General features: G+C 69.8%; 16 protein-coding genes. 11 read left to right on the top strand and 5 right to left on the bottom strand.

What is annotated here, in order from left to right:
• The 3 genes from ABNF97_RS34370 to ABNF97_RS29570 all read left to right on the top strand — a co-directional run.
• A partial coding sequence (locus ABNF97_RS34370; protein ID WP_502930563.1) for a non-reducing end alpha-L-arabinofuranosidase family hydrolase occupies positions 1-125 on the top strand: 125 nt, incomplete at its 5' end.
• 134 nt (positions 126-259) lie between these two features.
• Positions 260-1678, top strand: coding sequence for a poly(ethylene terephthalate) hydrolase family protein (locus ABNF97_RS29575; RefSeq protein WP_130464304.1), 1419 nt, complete (start codon positions 260-262; stop codon positions 1676-1678).
• A gap of 113 nt (positions 1679-1791) precedes the next feature.
• A complete protein-coding gene (locus tag ABNF97_RS29570) occupies positions 1792-2337 on the top strand; it encodes a GNAT family N-acetyltransferase (RefSeq protein WP_349340534.1) in 546 nt (181 codons plus the stop codon).
• Positions 2338-2458: 121 nt separating this feature from the next.
• Here ABNF97_RS29570 and ABNF97_RS29565 read toward each other — a convergent pair whose 3' ends face one another.
• Positions 2459-2638: a hypothetical protein gene (locus tag ABNF97_RS29565; protein WP_349340533.1), complete on the bottom strand. Its 180-nt coding sequence runs from the start codon at positions 2636-2638 to the stop codon at positions 2459-2461.
• Positions 2639-3329: 691 nt separating this feature from the next.
• Here ABNF97_RS29565 and ABNF97_RS29560 point away from each other — a divergent pair.
• Together ABNF97_RS29560 and ABNF97_RS29555 are read left to right on the top strand one after the other, a co-directional pair.
• Positions 3330-4142, top strand: coding sequence for a helix-turn-helix domain-containing protein (locus tag ABNF97_RS29560; protein ID WP_349340532.1), 813 nt, complete (start codon positions 3330-3332; stop codon positions 4140-4142).
• Complete coding sequence (locus ABNF97_RS29555; protein WP_349340531.1) at positions 4133-4321, top strand: DUF397 domain-containing protein; 189 nt, start codon at positions 4133-4135, stop codon at positions 4319-4321. The genes ABNF97_RS29560 and ABNF97_RS29555 overlap by 10 nt, the downstream gene beginning before the upstream one ends.
• A gap of 108 nt (positions 4322-4429) precedes the next feature.
• On the opposite strand, the gene ABNF97_RS29550 is transcribed toward ABNF97_RS29555, so the two are convergent.
• Positions 4430-4882, bottom strand: a complete 453-nt coding sequence (locus ABNF97_RS29550; RefSeq protein WP_349340530.1) for a hypothetical protein — start codon at positions 4880-4882, stop codon at positions 4430-4432.
• Between the two features lie 302 nt (positions 4883-5184).
• Positions 5185-6024, bottom strand: coding sequence for a S1C family serine protease (locus tag ABNF97_RS29545; protein ID WP_349340529.1), 840 nt, complete (start codon positions 6022-6024; stop codon positions 5185-5187).
• Positions 6025-6166: 142 nt separating this feature from the next.
• Between ABNF97_RS29545 and ABNF97_RS29540 the strand changes: the two genes are divergently transcribed.
• The 3 genes from ABNF97_RS29540 to ABNF97_RS29530 all read left to right on the top strand — a co-directional run bounded on the left by ABNF97_RS29540 (position 6167) and on the right by ABNF97_RS29530 (position 9852).
• Positions 6167-8404: a sensor histidine kinase gene (locus ABNF97_RS29540; RefSeq protein ID WP_349340528.1), complete on the top strand. Its 2238-nt coding sequence runs from the start codon at positions 6167-6169 to the stop codon at positions 8402-8404.
• A 20-nt stretch (positions 8405-8424) separates the two neighbouring features.
• On the top strand, positions 8425-9066 hold the full coding sequence (locus ABNF97_RS29535; RefSeq protein ID WP_349340527.1) for a response regulator: 642 nt from the start codon (positions 8425-8427) through the stop codon (positions 9064-9066).
• A gap of 123 nt (positions 9067-9189) precedes the next feature.
• Positions 9190-9852, top strand: coding sequence for a hypothetical protein (locus ABNF97_RS29530; protein WP_349340526.1), 663 nt, complete (start codon positions 9190-9192; stop codon positions 9850-9852).
• Here ABNF97_RS29530 and ABNF97_RS29525 read toward each other — a convergent pair.
• Together ABNF97_RS29525 and ABNF97_RS29520 are read right to left on the bottom strand one after the other, a co-directional pair.
• Positions 9745-12495 carry a DNA methyltransferase gene (locus tag ABNF97_RS29525; RefSeq protein ID WP_349340525.1) on the bottom strand — a complete coding sequence of 917 codons (2751 nt, stop codon included), beginning with the start codon at positions 12493-12495 and terminating at the stop codon, positions 9745-9747. The two genes, ABNF97_RS29530 and ABNF97_RS29525, sit on opposite strands and share 108 nt — an antisense overlap.
• A gap of 2 nt (positions 12496-12497) precedes the next feature.
• Positions 12498-12746 (bottom strand): hypothetical protein, encoded by a 249-nt coding sequence (locus tag ABNF97_RS29520; RefSeq protein WP_349340524.1) that lies wholly within the window; start codon positions 12744-12746, stop codon positions 12498-12500.
• A 137-nt stretch (positions 12747-12883) separates the two neighbouring features.
• Here ABNF97_RS29520 and dxr point away from each other — a divergent pair, with 137 nt between their 5' ends.
• From dxr to ispG, 3 genes are read left to right on the top strand one after another with little or no spacing between them, the layout of a single operon-like run.
• Entirely contained in the window at positions 12884-14095 is a 1212-nt protein-coding gene (gene dxr / locus ABNF97_RS29515; RefSeq protein ID WP_130464296.1) for a 1-deoxy-D-xylulose-5-phosphate reductoisomerase, read from the top strand.
• Entirely contained in the window at positions 14095-15336 is a 1242-nt protein-coding gene (locus tag ABNF97_RS29510) for a site-2 protease family protein (protein WP_130464295.1), read from the top strand. Before dxr ends, ABNF97_RS29510 begins: the two co-directional genes overlap by 1 nt.
• Positions 15337-15343: 7 nt before the next feature.
• Positions 15344-16516: a flavodoxin-dependent (E)-4-hydroxy-3-methylbut-2-enyl-diphosphate synthase gene (gene ispG, locus ABNF97_RS29505; RefSeq protein WP_130464294.1), complete on the top strand. Its 1173-nt coding sequence runs from the start codon at positions 15344-15346 to the stop codon at positions 16514-16516.
• The last annotated feature ends 79 nt before the right edge of the window (positions 16517-16595 follow it).

Below are 16595 nucleotides of genomic sequence, written 5' to 3'. Positions count from 1 at the left end.
CGGATCAGACGATGACGGTCGACGCCTGCAATCTGCAGTTGCTCTACCAGGGGCGATCGCCCAGTTCGGGTGGCGACTACGGTCTGCTGCCGTACCGGCCGGGCCTGCTGACACTGCAGCGCTGATCAGGACCGGATGACGACGGGGACGGGCGGGCTCGGCGCGGACCGAGCCCGCCCGGCAACCGGACTGCGCAATGCACGCCGGTAATCCACCACCACCTGAGAAGGATCACCACCACCACAAGGAGGAACCGACAGTGCGACAGCACGCAATTGATCCCACACCCTCGGAGGGTGTCGGGGCTGATCGCCGGTCCCCTGGCCTGCGGAGCTGGCTGCTCAGCCTCGCCGCGGCCGGAATCGCGCTCACCCTCGGGCTGTTCACCATGGCGGTGACGACCGGGTCGGCGTCGGCCGCCGACAACCCGTACCAGCGGGGGCCGGATCCCACCCGGGCCAGCGTCGCGTCCGTGAACGGGCCCTTCGCCACCGCCCAGACCAGCGTCCCCGGCGGGTACGGCTTTGCCGGTGGCATGATCTACTACCCGACCGACACCAGTCAGGGAACCTTCGGCGGAATCGCCATCTCGCCCGGCTACACCGCCCTGTTCTCCGCCGAGCTGGCCTGGATGGGGCCGTGGCTGGCGTCCCACGGGTTCGTTGTGATCGGCATCGAGACCAACAGCCGGAACGACTTCGACGAGGCCCGGGGCACCCAACTGCTCGCCGCACTGGACTACCTCACCCAGCAGAGTCCGGTACGCACCCGGGTCGACCCGAACCGGCTGGCGGTGTCCGGTCACTCCATGGGCGGCGGCGGTGCGCTGAACGCGGCCATCCGGCGTCCGTCGTTGAAGGCCACGGTCGGGATCGCGCCGTTCCTGCCCTCGTCGAACCTGGCCAACGACCGGGTGCCCACGATGGTGTTCGCGGGGCAGGCGGACACCGTGGTGAGCCCCTCCTCGGTCCTCAACCAGTACAACAGCCTTCCGGCCACGACGGAGAGCGTCTACCTGGAGGTCGCCGGTGCGGATCACGGGTTCATGGTCGGCCGGCCCAACAACGTGATGATTCGGACCATGCTGCCGTTCCTGAAGATGTTCGTCGACAACGACAGCCGCTACAGCCAGTTCCTCTGCCCGCTGCTGGACTCCAGCGGCGTGGTCACCTATCGCAGCACCTGCCCGCTGCTGCCCCCGGCGCCGACCACCCCGCCGGCCACCGGTAACCCGACGAATCCGCCGACCACGCCTCCGGTGACTCCGACCGTGTCGCCGACCGTGCCGCCGGGTTCGGCGTCCGAGATTCGTGGTGCGCAGTCGGGTCGGTGTGTGGATGTGCCGAACGCGTCGCGGAGCAACGGTACCCGGGTGCAGCTCTACGACTGCAACCGGCAGACGAACCAGTCGTGGACGTACACCTCGGACAGGCAGTTGCGGGTGTACGGCGATATGTGTCTGGATGCGGCGGGTTCTGGTAACGGTGCGGCGGTGCAGATCTACGGTTGTCATGGTCAGGCCAACCAGCAGTGGAATGTCAACTCCAACGGGACGATCAGTGGGGTGCAGTCCGGGCGGTGTCTGGATGCGTGGAGTACGGCCAACGGGGCGCAGATCCAGTTGTACGACTGTCATGGACAGACCAACCAGCGGTTCAGCCTTACGCCTGTCGGGTGACGGGTTGATGGAGTACCTCTGAGACAGGCTGGCCGGACGGGCGGGCTCGGCGTCACGCCGGGCCCGCCCAATTCGCTGGCCGACCGGGTACCGGGTGACTACTATCCGGCCGCGTGACGACGATCTACGAGACCGAGCGGCTGGTGGTCCGCGACTGGATGTTGGAGCCCGACGACCTGGCCCGGGTCTTCGACATGTACTCCCGGCCGGAGGTGGTCCGGTTCTTCAACCGGTCCACCTTGCCGCTACGGGAGCCGGCCGGCGCCGAAGAAGGGGTTCGCCAGTGGCACGCCCGCAACGCCGAGTTTCCGGCAGGGTACGGCATCTGGGCGGTGCAGCGCCGGGAGGACGGCCGGGTCGTCGGCACGGTGATGCTGAAGCCACTCCCCGGACGCGACGAGGCGAAGCTGACCGACGACATCGAGGTCGGCTGGCACCTGCACCCCGACTCGTGGGGGCACGGCTACGCCACCGAGGCGGCCCGGGGCGCGATCGAGCGGGGCTTCGCCGCCGGGGTTCCGGAGATCTACGCCGTGGTGGCCCCCGGCAACGAGGCGTCGATGGCGGTCGCCCGGCGGCTCGGCATGACCTCGATCGGCCGACGCACCGACTGGTACGGCGGCGAGGAGTTGGAGACGTTCCGGCTCAGCCGCCCGTGACCGGTTCCGGTCCGACCGGGACGGGGATCGGTCCGCCGGGGCTGGAGCCGGTCGGTCCGGGACCGGTTCGGCTCGGCCCAGTCGGCGGGGAGCGGCCGGGCCGGGTTGCGCTTGGCCGGGGTCAACTTCGGCGTGGCCGGCACCAGCCGAGGAACCGGGCGAACAGGGCTGCGGGGTCGGGGCCGGGGTGGGGATTGAGCCGGTAAAGGTCGGCGGTGGCGGCGAAGAGTGCCGCACCGAGGTACACGTGCAGCCCGACCCGGTCCTCGCGGTAGTCGACCAGCAGCGTCAGACGCGCCACCGCACACGGCCATGGCTGGCCGCAGGTCCGACACAGCCACAACGGACGTAACGGCAGGTGCGGTCGAGGTGACGGCGGCCGAGGTGACGGTGGGCGGTTCGCCGGGTTCACGTTCGCAACCGCGCTGGCCGAGCCAACGCCGGGTCGGCGCCGGGCCGGTAGCGCTCGGCGACGTCGGTGTCGATCCGGACCCGATCGAACCTCCGGAGCGGCCCCCGGTTCGTCGGCCGCTCGCGGGGAGGCGGGGGCGACAGGTTCGCGCCGATCCGAGGCCCCGACGGGTACGGCGGGACCAGCGGCGGCGGGTTGAACCGGTCCGGGCACGGCCACCGGTCACCGCAACGACAGTGCCGCCACCAGAGGCGGCGCCAGTTTCGCCGGTGCACCGGGGCGTACCGCACGGGTTCGGGTTGGCGCCGCAACGGTGACCACATCGGACCGCGACCTCCTCCTCGGGCTGGGAACCCGGGGACCGGCTCGGGCAAGGACGAGTTGCGGGCCGGTCCCCGGGGGCGGGGCGCCCACCGGGCCGATCCCCGGGGCGGGGGGCCTACCGGGTCGGGTTCCGGTCTGCCGTCGGGCGCGTTTCCCAGGTTCCAGTCTGGTGATCAGGTGACTACTCTCGGAAGTGTCGATCCGAGCACCCGGTCCGTTGTCCGGGCTGCACAATCCGCAGGTAAGGAGCCTGTCCGTGGCTGAAGCTGGCACACCCACCACACTCGGTCTGTTCGCCGGAGAGTTACGCCGCTTTCGCGGCGTGGCCGGACTCTCCCAGGACGGCCTGGCACACCGGATCAACTTCTCCTCCGCGCTGGTGGCGAAGATCGAGCTGTGTCAGCGCCGCCCGACCCGGGAGTTCGCCAAGCGCTGCGACGGCGTGCTCGACACCGGTGGCCTGCTGGAACGCATCCAGGCGGTGCTCGGCCCGGGGCTGGTGATGCCGTGGTTCCGGCACTGGGTGGTCGCCGAGCAGGAGGCCACGGACATCCGGTGCTTCCAACTGTCGGTGATTCCGGGTCTGTTGCAGACCGAGGCGTACGCCCGGGCGCTGCTGGCCAGCGGCGGGCTGCTCACCGCCGAGCAGGTGGAGGAGCAGGTGGCGACGAGGCTGGCCCGGCAGGAGATCCTGACCCGCCCCGATCCGCCGATGTTCACCGCCGTGATGGACGAACGGGTGCTGCGCCAGCCGGTCGGCGGTGCCGAGGTGATGCGCGACCAGCTCCGGCACATCGGCAGGCTCTGCGCCGAGCAGCCCCGGGTCCGGGTGCAGGTCGTCCCGACCAGCGTCGGCGCGTACGCTGGGCTGAACGGCCCCTTCGTGCTCGTGACCCACCCCGGCGGCGACGACGTCGGCTACCTCGACGACCAGCTCGACGGACGGTTCGTCGAGCGGGTCGAGGACGTCAAGACCGTCCAGCAGCTCTGGGACTCGGTCCGGGCCGAGGCGCTGTCCCACCAGCAGTCGATCGAGATGATCCGGGAAGTGGCGGAGTCATGGAACTGAACGGTGCCCTCTGGCGCAAGAGCAGCCGCAGCAACGGCCACGGCGGCGAGTGCGTGGAGGTGGCGGGGAACCTGCCGGGCGTGGTCGGGGTGCGGGACAGCAAGGACCCGGCCGGCCCGGTGTTGGCCTTCACCCCACCGGCCTGGCGCTCCTTCGTGCGTACCCTCCGGGCCCGCTGACCGGGTGAGCACGGCGTGATGCCGCCGAGTCAGCTCGATGACTCGGCGGCATCCCCACCGTTACAGGTATGTCCGCTGGACCAGCCGGGTTCTACCACCGCGCGGATCTCAGGAGTCCACGCCGGCCTGGGCCTTGCTGCACGCGGTGTCGGCCTGGCGCAGTGCCGAGCTCAGCCTGCTCTCGTTCCGGTCCCGGGCAGCGTCGAACATGTCCTGTGCCCGGCGCATGCACGGCAGAAGGACGTCGCGTTCCTTGGTGACGGTGGAGAGGTTCTCCTTGGTGGTGTCCAGTTCGGTGGTGAGGTCGCTGACCTTCTGCTCGGTCTCGGCGATCTTCTGGTCCCGCTGCGTGACGATGTCGCGCTGCTCCTGTAGCTGGCTGTTGAGGTCGGATCGGGTCTCCCGGAGTTCGCCGCGCTCGTTGAGGTACAGGCCGAAGCCGACACCGCCGAGGGCGAGGAGCAGGACCGACAGGATCGCCAGAAGCAGGGTGGCACGCCCGCCGAGCGCGGGTCGCGGCCCCGGCGGGTAGGACTGCGGCTGGGTCTCCGCGGCAGCCATGCCCGGGGCGTACGGCGTACCCGGGGCATACGGCTGCTGGGCGGGAAAAGCCTGCGTCGGCGGTGCGGACGTGGGTGGCGCGGACGTCGGCGGGCCGGATGTGGGCGGCGCCGACGCGGGCGACACCGATGGCGCCGGAGGGACCGGGGCTGCCGGAGGCACCGGGGCCGCAGGTGCCTGGGGGTAGGCGGTGGCCGGATAGGCGGTGGCCGGGTGGGGCTGGTGGGGCGCGGCTGGAGGGCGGTACTGGGTGTCCTCCGGCCCGTACGACGGGTACGACATTGGTTCCTCCGGGTTTTGGCTCAGCAGACGTGGAAGGTGGCGCAGGCGGTCTGGATCGGTACGGCGAGCCCGATGCCCTCCGCGTCCCGGGCCTTTGCGTCGGCGATTCCCACGACCTCCCGACGGGTGTTGACGACCGGTCCCCCGGAGTTGCCGGGGTTGACGGGCGCATCGAACTGGATCATCGACCCGGGTCCGTCGGTGCGCTCCCGAACCGCGCTGACCACGCCGGTCGTGACGGTGTGGGAGAGGCCGAGCGGCGTGCCGACCACCAGGACGTTCTCGCCGGGATCGGGGTCCTCGGCGGCAGCCGACAGGCCGGTGAACACGGTGTCGACCCGCAGCAGGGCGATGTCCCGCGACTGGTCGACATCAGCTATCAGGGCGGTGTACCGCTTGCCGCCGCGCTCGAGCCGCACCGATTTGCCGTTGCGCGACCAGACCGCCTCGATCACGTGAAAGGCGGTCAACACGTTGGTACGGCCGGTCGCGCTGGCCTTTCCGACGGCGAACGCGCTGCCGGTGAACTCGTCCGCGATCACCTGGAAGACGCTCGGCAACACGGCGGCCGCGACCCCCTGCGGGTCGAAGACCTGATCGTTCTGCTTCTCGGCCGCGGCGAGCCGGCCGTCCAAACTGTCCAGTCGCTGGTCGGTCCCGTTCGCGGCGGCCTCCGCATCGCGTTGCGCCCTGGCCACGTCGCTGCGCAGCTGATCGATCTGTCCCGCCTGAACGACGACGACCACCCCGAGCGCGATCAGGACGGCGGTGGCTCCCACCCCGGCGGCCCAGCGCAGCCCGCTCGCCCACCGAAACGGCCTCGACCGCCGGGGCGGAACCGGGGCGGCCGGGTACGGCACCCCTCCCACCATGGCACCCCCATTTGACTACACAGCGCTTCACCTGCGTCATTCAGCGTATCGATCGGGTTGGGTGGGTGGTGGTGGTTGTTCGACCCCCATCGGTACCCGAAACGTGGCATCGCGGCGCTACCGTGACCCTGTGCCGGGCGCGGTGGAACAGAGACTTCTCCGTCAGGGGCTCGGTTACGCACTCGGTCTTCGCATCGTCGTGATCGGCCTGTCCAGTGCGGCCTACCTGGCGCTCGCTCCGGTGCCCGACCGGATGGTCGCCGTGGCGGTGGTGGTCGGCTTCAACGGCTGGAGCCTCTGCTACGCCGCCGCCATGCTGCGGGGCTCCCGGTCGGTCCGCCGCTGGCTGCCGCTCGCCGACGTCGCGGCGGTCTGCGGCGCCTGCCTGACGCAGTCCTGGACCGTCACATCCGACCCGCGCGGGGGTTCGACCTGGCTCTTCGTCGCGGTGAACCTGGTCGTGGTCACCTACCCCTGGCAGGTCGACTGGCGGCTGCTCGCCGGGGGCACGCTCACGATCGTGACCGCCTACTACGTCGGCGCGACGATGGCCGATCCGGGCGGCTGGCTCGTCGACCCGTCGATCGGGCCCTGGACGGCGGCGGAGGCAGCGCTCTCGTGGGGGCTCTACCGGTTCGTCCGGCGTGGTGCCCGCGCCGCGGACCGGACGATCGCACGCGCCGCCGAGCTGCGCCACGCCGCGGCGGTCGCGGCGGCCCGGCGGCGCGACGAGCGGGAGTACCTCGCGGCGCTGCACGACACCGCGGCAGCCACGCTGCTGATGGTGGGCAGCGGTGTGGTCGACCGGACCGAGCCGTGGCTCGTCGAGCAGGCCCGCCGCGACCTGCGGGAACTACAGCGCTCCGAGGATGTGCTCCACGGCGAGGCCGACCTGGTCCCGCTGCTGCACGAGGTCGCCGACAACGCTCTGCCGCAGATCGCCTGGCGCACTCCCGATTCCCTGCCGCTGCCGGCCGCGGACGCCGTCGCGCTCACCCGCGGCGTGCGCGAGGCGTTGACCAACGTCGTCAGGCACGCCGGCACAGACCGGACCGAGATCCGGGTCGACCACGACGCCGAGCGGGTCACCGTGCAGATCATCGACAGGGGCCTCGGCTTCGACCCGACCCGCGTCGACAGCCAGCGGTACGGGGTGACCCGATCGCTGACGGAGCGGATGATCCGGATCGGCGGTGCGGCGCGCATCCAGAGCCGTCCCGGGCACGGCACCACCGTCACCCTCAGCTGTCCCCGTGCCGTCCCCGAGGTCAGCGGCAACGACCAGGAGATCATCGCCACCTCGTTCCAGCGCGGGCTGCGCTGGGCCGTCGTCGTGATGAGCCTGGCGATCCTGCTGTTTCTCGATCTGCCGCGGCTGCTGTCCAGCCGCGAGGCGTACGCCGTGTTCTGGCCCCAGATCGTCACCTGGGCCGGCCTGGTCGCGGTGACCCTGGCCGTGGCCGTCGCGACCTGGCGCGACCGCCCGCTCGGCCGGTGGCGCCCGCCGCTGCTCGGGTTGGTCTTCGCGCTCTCCGCCCTGGCGACGATGTCGGTGCGGCCGGAGTACCTGCTCGGTGCCGCGCACTGGTCGGAGGGGGACGCGGGCTGGCAGGTCGTACTGCTCATGATGGACGCCCGGATTCCGGCGTTCGTCGCCGTGCTCGCCGCCCATTACCTCATGACGTTCGGGCAGGCCGCCCTCGCCGGCCAGGCTGCCCTGAGTGTCGCCGGCGCGGTCAGCGCGACCTGGGCCGTCCTCGCCTACCAGCTCGCGATCGCGATGATCGCCGCCGTGCTGCGGGGGATGGCGGCCTCGTCCGCCCAGGCGCTGCGCGCCGCCGAACGGGTGCGCACCTCGGAGGCGGTCGCCCGGCACCTGCACGCGGACCGGACCAGCCGGCTCTCCGGGCTGGGGGCCGGCACCGTACCCCTGCTCACGGGCCTGGCCTCCGGCGAGCTGGACCCGGGCGACGAGTCCGTGCGCCGGATGTGCGCGGCCGAGGCCGCCCGGATGCGCCGGCTGATCGCCGCCGAGGACACCGCCGACTCGTTGTCGCACGAGCTTCGGGCCTGCATCGAGCTGGCCGAGCGCAACGGCGTCGCGGTCTCCTTCGCGGAGTGCGGCGACCGCCCCGAACTGCCACCGCTGGTCCGCCAGCGGCTCATCGAGCCGGCCATAGCCGCCCTCGCCACCGCCCGGGGCAGGGCCCGGCTCACGGTCGCCAGCACCGGCGGGACGGTGACCGTCAGCGTCGTCGCCGCGTGCCCGCCCCCACCACCGATGCCGGACGGCGGCGGGGTCCGGCAGTCCATGACGGTCGTCGGAGATCGCCTGTGGATCCAGGCCGCCTGGCAAGAAGAGCGATGACTGCGCTGACAGGGGGAACGATGATCACTGCGGTAGTCGTGGACGACCACCCCGTCGTCATCGCCGGGGTGCGCGCCTGGTGTGCCCTGGCCGACCCGCCCATCGACGTCGTCGCCGCCGGCCCGACCGTCTCCGTCGCCTGGCTCGACCCGGGTGACAGGGCCGACGTCGTCGTCCTGGACCTCCAGCTGGACATCGCCGGCCCCGCATACGGTGACCTCAAGCGACTCGTCGACGCGGGTCGCCAGGTGGTCGTCTACAGCATGCGGAGCGACCGGGACAGCGTCCTCGCCGCCCTGGACATCGGCGCCTTCACCTATCTCACCAAGGCGGAGGGCGAGGAGCACCTGGTCGCCGCCATCACGGCCGCCGCGGCCGGGACCCCGTACACCCCACCCGCCCTCGCCGGTGCCTTCGGCACCGACGAGCGTCCCCACCGCCCACGGCTCTCCCCCCGCGAGCAGCAGGTGCTGATCGAATGGTTCCACTCCGAGTCGAAGGAGATGGTCGCCCGCCGCCTCAACCTCACCGTCCATCGGGTCAACTCCTGCCTCGAACGGGTACGCATCAAGTACGCCAACCTCGGCCGCGAGGCACCGACAAAGGCCGCCCTCGTCGCCCGGGCCCTACAGGATGGCCTGATCACCACCGATGAACTCTGACAGTGCGGAGGTAGGAGCGGGTCACCCGGCCGGGACGTGGCCGCCGCCCGCTGACCGCCGTCGGCGTGCCTGTCCGGCCGGAGCGGGCTGCGGTGCGTGGGCGGATCTGAGTAGGGTCTCGCCGTGCACATCGTATTCACCCCTGCCCGGGATCGGACGTACGCCCGGCAACTCTTCGCCGTCACCATGCTGCGCAGCCGGATCTTCACCGGCTTGCTGGGGGTGGTGCTGGTCTCGGCCGGGGCGCTGGCCTACCAGCCGGACCGTCTCGGGGCAGCCTACGGCGCCGCCGTCCTGTTCGGCCTGGGAATCTGCTGGATGGTCAAGCCATTCATAATGGCCCGGCAGGTGGTGGCCCGACTGCCCCCGACGTGGTACGCGGACCGGACCTACCGGTTGACCGACGACGAGTTGGCCTGGCAGTCTGCGCGGGCGCGGATGGCGCTGAGTTGGGATCTGGTCGCGCGGGCCGGGAGTCATCCCTTCGGCTTCGTGCTCTGGCAGGCCGGTGGCCTGGCGTGTTGGGACATCCCACGGGCCGGCCTGACCGACGGGCAGGCCGACGAGCTGACCCGCTTCCTGATCGACCGCGGCCTGCTCCCAGGTGGGGCGAGTGGTACCCCGACGGTCGCTGCCGATGGCCGTTCGGCTGGGCGAGGTCCCAACGCGATGGCTGGCTCAGGTGACCGGCAGGCCGAGTTGGTGCGCAATCGCCATGCCGTCCCGCTCGGTGAACGGGGCGTAGGGGCGCTGACCCGCAGCGATCTGCGCGTTCAGGGCGAGTAGCCGACGGGTGATCTCGTCCTTGTCCTGCGCGACCGACTTTGGCCAGCCATAGCAGGCGGCCACCGCCTCGTCCAAATCGCGGTGCAGCGCCTTCAACTCCGTGTAGGCGCCCTCATCCACCAGGTTGTAGAGCCGGGTCAGTCCGAACTGCTCGTCGGCGCAGATCTCCTGCCGCCGAGCGATCATGCGTCGGCTCGCCTCAGCAACCCACTCCCGCTGCTCGTCAGTAACCGGGTAAGGCCACGGGAACGGTAAGAACGCCGAGGTCGGCGTGTACCTGATGTCCCGCTTCAGGGTCGATGACTGAGACCACGCGAAAGCGCTGTGCGTGAACGACGACAGCACGCCCATCGAGTAGTCGTCACCGAAGGCGAACACGTAAACTAGGTTGCTGGGGCAGGTCCACGGCTCGCACCACGTCAAAAGCAGCCTCTTACCCTGTGCCTGTGCTGCGATGTAACGAGGAAGCCCAGCCAGGGCTGTACGCATACCGACAGCAATCTCGCCGAACAACCACCACTTTTCCCTCCGCGTCTTCCGGCTGTTGGTGTCGCGCACGGGCTTGACTCGCTCGCGTACCAGGTCCAGCGCGGCTGGGTACTTCATCGCGGTTTCGAGCGGCTGTCGCGCGAAGTCGATCACCCAACGTCTGGGCCGTTGGCCGGGGTCGTCCGCGATGTCCTCGCTGACGATGTAAGGGCGGACGACGTCCCGGTACTCCGCATCCCGCCGATGCAACAGCGAGCGTGCCTCCCTGTCGGTGATGATGAAGTCACCAACCGGGATGGGGCCCTGGAAGCACCTGCCCTTATTTGGGGTCAGTGGCAGCGCCTTGCTGGTCGACGACTCCGGAGCCTTCAACTCTGCCGTGATTCCGGTGACGGGTAGGTTATCAAGGACGAAATCAGCCGGTGGTTCGCTGGGTGACTTGATCCAGTTGACCAGGCTGACGTGCACCTTGGCCTCACCCGGCCAGACCTGGCTGGAGACCGCATCGGTGATCACACCGTTGTTGCTGGTGACGTACTCCAGGCTGGCCGAGCGGGCGCGGTTCTGGGCGATCGAGTTGGTGCCTACCAGGCCGGCGCGCTGACCCGGCTTGAGATGCTGGTGGGCGCGACGGAACCAGTAGACGCAGAAGTCCTTGATGCCGACGTTGAACGTGTTACTCAGCCACTTCAGGTAGTCGTCACCGTGGGACTCCCGCATGAACTGCGAGCCGAGGAAGGGTGGGTTGCCGACGATGCAGTCGGTCTCCGGCCAGGGGACCCGTAGGGCGTCTGCTGTCCGGATCGAGCCGAGGCTGACCAGCGGCAGCGGCGGCTCGGCCGCGCCGTACTGTTCAATCATCTGCCGGTGCCCCATCCAGAGGGTGACCCGGGCGACGGCGGTGGCCATCGGCACCACGTCGATCCCCTGCATGTTGCGGAGCGGGAAGTATGGCAGGCCGGTCGGCGGGGGCAGGCCCGATGCCTTCGCCAAGTCGGTGATCCGCGCCTTGAGCGTGTGTTCCAGGTGGCGCAGTTCTCGGTAGGCGACGTACAAGAAGTTGCCGCAGCCGCAGGCCGGATCGAGCACCCGAAACTGGCACAGCTCGTGCAACAGGGCAACGCCCTCGTCCGGGGTGCCCACCGCGTCGATGCGCGCTCGCCATGGCTTGACGATTGTCGGTCGGACGATCTTCAGGATATCGATCTCGTGAGTGTAGTGGGCGCCGAGAGCACTGCGGTCCGTGCTGAGGAAGCCTTCGATGAGCGACCCGAAGATGGTCGGGTCGACCTGCCGCCAGTTGTACTCGGCGATTCGCAGCAACTGGGCGGCCTCGTCTTTGGTTAGGTGCACCAACGCGGGCTTGTCGAAAAGGTCTCCGTTGACGTACCGCGTGCCCTTGAGAACGCCCCGCCGGCCGAAGTCATCCGGATCGTTCAGCGAGGTGAAGAGCCCACCGAGCATGAGGTACGAGGACCAGACATCACCAACCTGGGTGAGGAGCTTCAACGTCTGTTCGGTCGGCCGACCCTCGATCATGTCGTAGTCCTCGGCGAAGAACAGCCACACCATCTGGAGGATGAACCGCTGGATCGACTCGGGCGGCGCGGCCTGACGGCCGAGCAGACCCTGATAGACGTTCGCCACCGCGACAGCGGCATCCTTCGTCAACTGACGGCTGCTGTGGTGGAACAGTGGCTCGTCTCCGGCGAGCACCATCAGCGACTCGTACCGGTCGGGTAGTTCCGCGAGATCGAACTCCAGCAGCGGGGCGTTCGGATACTTCCCGGGCTCCCAGATCTCGAAGCGGTGGAAGGAACAGAGCACTACGAATCGGGGCGCGGGTCGTCCTACGGTCACGTCGGCCGAGTTGTGCCAGTAATCGAGTGCCTGCTTGCGGTGCCGAGCAAGCCGGATGCTCTCCTTCGGCGCCTTCATCTCCACGATGAGCAGGCCGGGCAGGTGCATATCCATGATGCCGGTGGACGAGTGGGCATCCTCAAAGAGCGCTCCGGCGTCCTTACGGTTGCGTCCGTAGCACTCGAACAGCTCGTTGAGGAAGGTCTGTGCTTCGGAGCGTTCAGGGCCAGCGTAGGTCTGCCAGCTGCTAACGAACTTGACCAGTGCCGCCCGGATCTGCTCACCACTGCGCATGGTCAGAAGAGCTTAGGCGAATCCGCAGAGAAATAGGCGCCCTGAAAGAGGTCCTTCCGAGCGATCTCCAGGTTCCGGGCGGCCGTGTCCAGCATCCGGGCCAGGTCGTCGCACCCGACCGTCATGGAGACGGTCCGCTTCGCCCGTTCCGTCCGCTTGATCGCCTGCTCGATGTTGAGCAGCGCCTCCGAGACCTCGCGGAGTCCGGCCTCCCGGGCGGCCTGTGCGGGGGTGTGGTCAAGATCAGCCATGTGTTGTCCTTTCGGGGCCGAGCAAACCCAGCGTACGACCTGTTCGAGCGGTCCCGCGAGCGGAGACGGTCGGGGCCGGACACTGGAGGGCCGAGGCTCCCAGCGAAGGTCCAGCAGGGGTCAGGAAGAATGGCGGGGTGAGTTCTCCGCGCGAGATCGTCCTGCTCGGTTCGACCGGCTCGATCGGCACCCAGGCGATCGACATCGTCCGGCGCAACCCGGATCGGTTCCGGGTGGTCGCGCTCGGTGCCGGTGGTGGCAACGTGGCCCAGCTCGCCGCCCAGGCCCTCGAACTGGGGGTCGAGGCGGTCGGGGTGGCCAGGTCGTCCGCCGCCCAGGACCTGCAACTGGCCTTCTACGCCGAGGCCACCAAGCGGGGCTGGGCCAGCGGCGACTTCAAACTTCCCAAGATCGTTGCTGGGCCGGCCGCGATGACCGAGCTGGCCGAGTGGCCGTGCGACATCGTGCTCAACGGCGTCGTCGGTTCGCGGGGGCTGGCGCCCACCCTGGCGGCGCTGCGCGCCGGGCGTACCCTGGCGCTGGCCAACAAGGAGTCGCTGGTGGCTGGGGGACCGGTGGTCCGGGCCGCCATGGCGCGACCGGACCAGATCGTGCCGGTCGACTCCGAGCACTCGGCGCTGGCCCAGTGCCTGCGCGGCGGCACCCGGGCCGAGGTGCGCCGACTGATCCTCACCGCCAGCGGCGGGCCGTTCCGGGGCCGGCGGCGGGAGGAGCTGACCCGGGTCACGCCCGAGCAGGCGCTGGCCCATCCCACCTGGAACATGGGGCCGGTGGTCACGATCAACTGCGCCAACCTGGTGAACAAGGCGCTGGAGGTGATCGAGACCCACGAGCTGTTCGGCGTGCCGTACGACCAGATCGACGTGGTGGTGCACCCACAGTCGATGATCCACTCGATGGTCGAGTTCGTCGACGGCTCGACGCTGGCCCAGGCCAGCCCGCCGGACATGCGGCTGCCGATCGCACTCGCCCTCGGCTGGCCGGACCGGGTCGCCGGGGCCGCCCCCGCGGTCGACTGGACGGCGGCGCAGAGCTGGCGCTTCGAGCCGTTGGACGAGGCGGCGTTCCCGGCCGTACGCCTGGCCAAGCAGGCGGGTACGGTCGGCCGCTGCCGCCCGGCGATCTACAACGCGGCCAACGAGGAGTGCGTCGCCGCCTTCCTCGCCGGCCGGCTGCCGTTCCTCGGCATCGTCGACACCCTGGAGCGGGTGTTGGAGGCGGCACCGGATTTCGCCGAACCGGGTAACGTCGAGGAGGTGCTCGCCGCCGAGTCCTGGGCGCGGGCGCATGCCCAGGAGATCATCGCGGAAGCGGTGGAAGGAGCCTGATGCTGTATCTGCTCGGGGTGGTGGCATTCGCCCTGGGGATCCTGATCTCGGTGAGCCTGCACGAGGCCGGGCACATGCTCGTGGCCAAGCGGTTCGGGATGAAGGTCACCCGCTATTTCGTCGGTTTCGGCCCCACCATCTGGTCGTTCCGGCGGGGTGAGACCGAGTATGGCGTCAAGGCGATCCCGCTCGGCGGATTCTGCAAGATCGTCGGCATGACGCCGCAGGACGACGACGTCGACCCGGCCGACGAGCCCCGGGCGATGTGGCGCTACCCGCTCTGGAAGCGGACCGCCGTGATGGCCGCCGGTTCGGTGGCGCACTTCACCCTCGCCATCGTCACCCTCTGGTTCGCCGCCATCTTCATGGGGCTGCCCAACCCCGACTACCCGACCACCACCGCCGAGATCCGCAACGAGCCGGCCCGGATCGAGATCGCGCCCTGTGTGGTTCAGGAGAACGAGGCCCGGGCCTGCCAGCCCGGCGACCTGGCGAGCCCGGCGGCCCAGGCCAACCTCCGCGACGGTGACGTGATCACCGCGATCGGCACCATGCCGGTGGCCAACTGGGGCGACATGCTGGACGCCATCCGGGCGACCAAGCCCGGGCCGGTGGAGGTGACGTACCTGCGGGACGGCGCGAGCCAGGGCACCCGGGTCAACCTGGCCGAGGTGCAGCGCCCGCCGCAGGACCAGGTGGACGGCCCGGTCGGCCCGGTCTCGGCCCTGGGGGTCGGGCTCGGCACTCCGCCGGTCATCACCTACAGCCCGGCCGGTGCCTTCGGGGCCACCGCCGACTTCACCGGTCAGATGGCGGTCAACACCGTCAAGGCGCTCCAGCGGCTCCCGCAGAAGGTCCCGGCCCTCTGGGAGGCGATCAGCGGCGAGAAGCGTGACATCGACACCCCGATCAGCGTGGTCGGGGCGAGCCGGCTCGGCGGCGAGGCGGTCCAGCACGGGCTCTGGGAGGTCTTCGTCCTCCTCTTCATCTCGCTGAACTTCTTCATCGGCGTCTTCAACCTGCTTCCGCTGCTGCCGCTGGACGGCGGGCACATCGCCATCGCCTGGTTCGAACGGGTCCGGTCCTGGCTCTTCGCCCGGCTCGGCAAGCCCGACCCCGGGCGGGTCGACTACTTCAAGCTGATGCCCGTAACGTACGCTTTGATCCTGATCGGCGGCGCGTTCACCCTGCTCACCATCACCGCCGACGTGGTCAATCCGATAACCCTGATCCAGAGGTGAAGACAGAGTGACCGCCGTCAGCCTCGGCATGCCCGCCGTACCGCCGCCACCGCTGGCGACCCGGCGGGTCAGCCGACAGATCAAGGTCGGTTCGGTGCTGGTCGGCGGCGGCGCGCCGGTGTCGGTGCAGTCGATGACCACCACGCTGACCGCCGACGTCAACTCGACGCTCCAGCAGATCGCCGAACTGACCGCCTCCGGCTGCCAGATCGTCCGGGTGGCGGTGCCGTCGCAGGACGACGTGGAGGCGCTGCCCGCGATCGCGAAGAAGTCGCAGATCCCGGTGATCGCCGACATCCACTTCCAGCCGAGGTACGTCTTCGCGGCGATCGACGCCGGCTGCGCGGCTGTCCGGGTCAACCCTGGCAACATCCGGCAGTTCGACGACAAGGTCAAGGAGATCGCGGCGGCGGCCTCGGCGGCCGGGGTGCCGATCCGGATCGGGGTCAACGCGGGTTCGCTGGACAAGCGCCTGCTGGCCAAGTACGGCAGGGCCACCGCCGAGGCGCTGGTCGAGTCGGCGCTCTGGGAGTGCTCGCTCTTCGAGGAGCACGGCTTCCGGGACATCAAGATTTCGGTGAAGCACAACGACCCGGTGGTGATGATCCGGGCGTACCGGCAGCTCGCCGAGGCGTGCGACTATCCGCTGCACCTCGGGGTGACCGAGGCGGGGCCGGCGTTCCAGGGCACCGTCAAGTCGGCGGTGGCGTTCGGCGCGCTGCTCGCGGAGGGGATCGGCGACACCATCCGGGTCTCGCTCTCCGCCCCACCGGTGGAGGAGATCAAGGTCGGCTCGGCCATCCTGGAGTCGCTGGGGCTGCGCGAGCGCGGGCTGGAAATCGTTTCCTGTCCCTCCTGCGGCCGGGCCCAGGTCGACGTCTACAAGCTGGCCGAGGAGGTCACCGCCGGTCTGGAAGGGCTGCCGGTGCCGCTGCGGGTGGCGGTGATGGGTTGCGTGGTCAACGGTCCCGGCGAGGCGCGGGAGGCGGATCTCGGGGTGGCCTCCGGCAACGGCAAGGGGCAGATCTTCGTCAAGGGCAAGGTGATCAAGACCGTGCCCGAGGGGCAGATCGTGGAGACCCTGATCGAGGAGGCCGTGCGGCTCGCCGACGAGATGGGTGCCGAACTGCCCGAGGAACTGCGCGACATGGTCGTCAAGCCCACCGTGACGGTGCACTGACCGCCGTCAAGCCCACCGTGACGGTGCACTGACCGCCGTCAAGCCCACCGTGACGGTGCACTGACCGCCGTCGGGCAAC

This window comes from Plantactinospora sp. B6F1, assembly GCF_040120695.1.
Classification (GTDB): Bacteria; Actinomycetota; Actinomycetes; order Mycobacteriales; family Micromonosporaceae; genus Plantactinospora.
Note: the sequence above shows the minus strand (reverse complement) of the source record. Positions and strands in the feature narration are given on the sequence as shown.

Excerpts from the sequence above, each read along its gene's own strand:
- ABNF97_RS29535 (WP_349340527.1), top strand. The coding sequence starts at position 8,425 with ATGATCACTGCGGTAGTCGTGGACGACCACCCCGTCGTCATCGCCGGG.
- ABNF97_RS29550 (WP_349340530.1), bottom strand. The coding sequence starts at position 4,882 with ATGGCTGCCGCGGAGACCCAGCCGCAGTCCTACCCGCCGGGGCCGCGA.
- ABNF97_RS29555 (WP_349340531.1), top strand. The coding sequence starts at position 4,133 with ATGGAACTGAACGGTGCCCTCTGGCGCAAGAGCAGCCGCAGCAACGGC.
- ABNF97_RS29510 (WP_130464295.1), top strand. The coding sequence starts at position 14,095 with ATGCTGTATCTGCTCGGGGTGGTGGCATTCGCCCTGGGGATCCTGATC.
- ABNF97_RS29525 (WP_349340525.1), bottom strand. The coding sequence starts at position 12,495 with ATGCGCAGTGGTGAGCAGATCCGGGCGGCACTGGTCAAGTTCGTTAGC.
- ABNF97_RS29520 (WP_349340524.1), bottom strand. The coding sequence starts at position 12,746 with ATGGCTGATCTTGACCACACCCCCGCACAGGCCGCCCGGGAGGCCGGA.